The organism is Vibrio sp. 2433-A1 (genome assembly GCF_056726085.1).
Genome location: NZ_JBRESC010000072.1, coordinates 1 through 647 on the forward strand (window position 1 = coordinate 1; position 647 = coordinate 647).

2 tRNA genes and 1 rRNA gene are annotated in these 647 nt (G+C 43.4%); all 3 read right to left on the reverse strand.

Features of this window, described 5'->3' with window-relative positions:
• Positions 1 to 303 precede the first annotated feature (303 nt).
• Positions 304 to 379, reverse strand: a tRNA-Ala gene (locus tag ACU01J_RS21685).
• Between the two features lie 37 nt (positions 380 to 416).
• A tRNA-Ile gene (locus tag ACU01J_RS21690) sits at positions 417 to 493 on the reverse strand.
• A gap of 66 nt (positions 494 to 559) precedes the next feature.
• Positions 560 to 647, reverse strand: a 16S ribosomal RNA gene (locus ACU01J_RS21695); the annotation flags it as partial.

The following is a 647-nucleotide window of genomic DNA, read 5'->3' on the forward strand; positions in this document are numbered from 1 at the left end:
CGTGTACGCTTAGTCACTTAACCATACAACCCCAAAGGGTCTTTACGTCAAACAACCAAAGTTGTCTGCATTTTTATACATGTGCAGACTCGATTTTGCCGGACTCAATTTTGAATAGTCACTTAAAAGTGACATTCCCAAGAACACTTGAATGTGTTGTTTTGGTGTTTGTCTTAAAGACAAACATTGAGAACTTTACAATCAACAATAAATTGTTGATTTGTCAGCTTTCCAAATTGTTAAAGAGCTAGATTTTCTGATGAAAACCATTTTTAAAGATTCTTTTGCAAGAACACTTAAAGATGGTGGAGCTATGCGGGATCGAACCGCAGACCTCCTGCGTGCAAGGCAGGCGCTCTCCCAGCTGAGCTATAGCCCCATCAGGTGTTGATACTGTGTGCCAATTTTAAGGAAATTGGTGGGTCTGAGTGGACTTGAACCACCGACCTCTCGCTTATCAGGCGAACGCTCTAACCACCTGAGCTACAGACCCAGTATCGTCTCTTAAACTACATAAACCATCAATCTGTGTGGACACTCATCGTGAGTAATCATCGTATAAGGAGGTGATCCAGCCCCAGGTTCCCCTAGGGCTACCTTGTTACGACTTCACCCCAGTCATGAACCACAAAGTGGTAAGCGTTCTC